This is a genomic window from Okeania sp. SIO3I5, from assembly GCF_010672085.1.
GTDB lineage: Bacteria > Cyanobacteriota > Cyanobacteriia > Cyanobacteriales > Microcoleaceae > Trichodesmium.
Genome location: NZ_JAAHHT010000500.1, coordinates 1 through 1,852 on the forward strand (window position 1 = coordinate 1; position 1,852 = coordinate 1,852).

Sequence of the window (1,852 nt, forward strand, 5' to 3'; positions counted from 1 at the left end):
TCCTTGAAAAGAGAAAAAGCGGTGGTTATAATTAATAATTAATAATTAAATAATTTAGGTTAAAAGCCTCCCCTTGAAAAGAGAAAAAGTGGTCGTTTGCTCGTATGAATAGGATGGCATGGATAGGTGACCGGCGCCATATCCAATTGACCAAAAGAAATAAATTTTTTTCCTTCTTGCTCAACCCTCTTCATTTTAGGGAGAGGTAATTATTAATTGTTAGTTATTACAAAGCTTTCTATTTCTTCAAACCTAAAACTGCTACACTTATGAATTATTAATTCTTACAAAGCTTTCTACTTGTTCAAACCCAAAACTGCTAAAATTATTAATTATTAACTATTAATTATTAATTATTACCAGGAGGAATTATGGAATTTACACCAATAAATATTATGGCTCTTGCCGCATCGGGATTAATGTTAATTGTAACGGGAGGAATTATATATTTAACCGTGTATGAGTGGCGCGATCGCAGACGTCAAGAGAGAGATAAAAGTGGTCGTTGAAGATAATTTTCTCTCTATTACAGCGGTTTTCATATGAATAAACCACAATGATACTGACTCCTAACTCCTGACTCCTAACAATGAATTTAGTTGTCTACTCAACTGAAAAGCGCTGTATTATTTAGCTAATCTGTCTTTTTTTTAGTGAAGGCGATAATCTAATTATCGCCGTTTTTGTTTAGTTAATTATAATACTAACTTGATAAATGTTTGCTACAAATATTTATAGTCATTCTGAATAAGATTGGGACGAGTGTTTCTTTACCTAGAAAGGGTTTCAGCAAAAAAAGTGTTTCATCCTGATTTGAAATGACTATAGACTGAGTAGTCAGTGGTAACTGGAGTTTAGACTCAAAGTTGAATAATTAAGTGAATTCAAGACTCGAACTGAAAGTGAAATCTGAGAAAATTTTCCTAAAAATTTGGGTTATTTACTCAATTTCATCTGGATTTGAGAAAAGTTGTATAAACTCTTAATTCTCTCATCGAGATGAATTCCGGAACAAGTCCTTGGAGTAGTTTACTCTAAATTTCAGATGTTAGTTTCCCTAAAATTAGCTCAAACTGGGTGTTCTCAACACAAATCCGAAAGAGTTAAAAAGAAGTATCAACCTAGGATTTTTCTTTTTACAGCGGTTTAATGATGAATAAACCACAATGATACTGACTCTTCACTCCTAACTCTTGACTCCTGACTCCTAACTCCGTGCCTCCTGACTCCTGACTCCTGACTCCAAGATCATGAATTTAGTGGTCTACTCAACTGAAAAGCGCTGTAAAGAGTATCCTAAATTAGTTCTAGAATCAATAAAGAAATAATGGAAGCTGGTTCTGGAGTAGATACTATATCCGTTTCTGAACCTGTAAATGTCACTTCACGAATTTCAAGATCGCTACCGAATCCGGAATAAGAACTAAGTACTACTAGATCGACTTTGCTGACATTACTAACAACTTCATCAGAAATATACTCTTCTCCTTCAAATTGTCTACGGGGACCTACAAAGATATCAGAAGATTTACAGCGGTTTTCATATGAATAAACCACAATGATACTGACTCTTCACTCCTAACTCTTCACTCCTAACTCTTGACTCCTGACTCCTAACTCCTAACTCCTGACTCCTGACTCCAAGATCATGAATTTAGTGGTCTACTCAACTGAAAAGCGCTGTAATGAAACTGTCAGAACTCGTGAAAAAATCCAGTCTGAAATTTTCAATTCCTTCAGCTAAGACATTGACATCATTCCATAGAATAAAACTACGAAGATCAAAATTGCCAACTAAGTCAAGGGTAATAGTAGCAGTTGCAGAACCTGAAGAAAATCCGTTAAAATTTGT

At 34.6% G+C, this 1,852-nt stretch carries 3 protein-coding genes; 1 reads left to right on the plus strand and 2 read right to left on the minus strand.

Annotation, left to right across the window (positions count from 1 at the left end):
- The first annotated feature begins 371 nt into the window (after positions 1–371).
- A complete protein-coding gene (locus tag F6K40_RS39995; protein ID WP_293145822.1) occupies positions 372–509 on the plus strand; it encodes a hypothetical protein in 138 nt (45 codons plus the stop codon).
- 787 nt (positions 510–1,296) lie between these two features.
- Here the strand turns inward: F6K40_RS39995 and F6K40_RS40000 are convergent.
- Positions 1,297–1,557: a hypothetical protein gene (locus tag F6K40_RS40000; RefSeq protein WP_293145826.1), complete on the minus strand. Its 261-nt coding sequence runs from the start codon at positions 1,555–1,557 to the stop codon at positions 1,297–1,299.
- Between the two features lie 109 nt (positions 1,558–1,666).
- A partial coding sequence (locus F6K40_RS40005; protein WP_293145829.1) for a hypothetical protein occupies positions 1,667–1,852 on the minus strand: 186 nt, incomplete at its 5' end.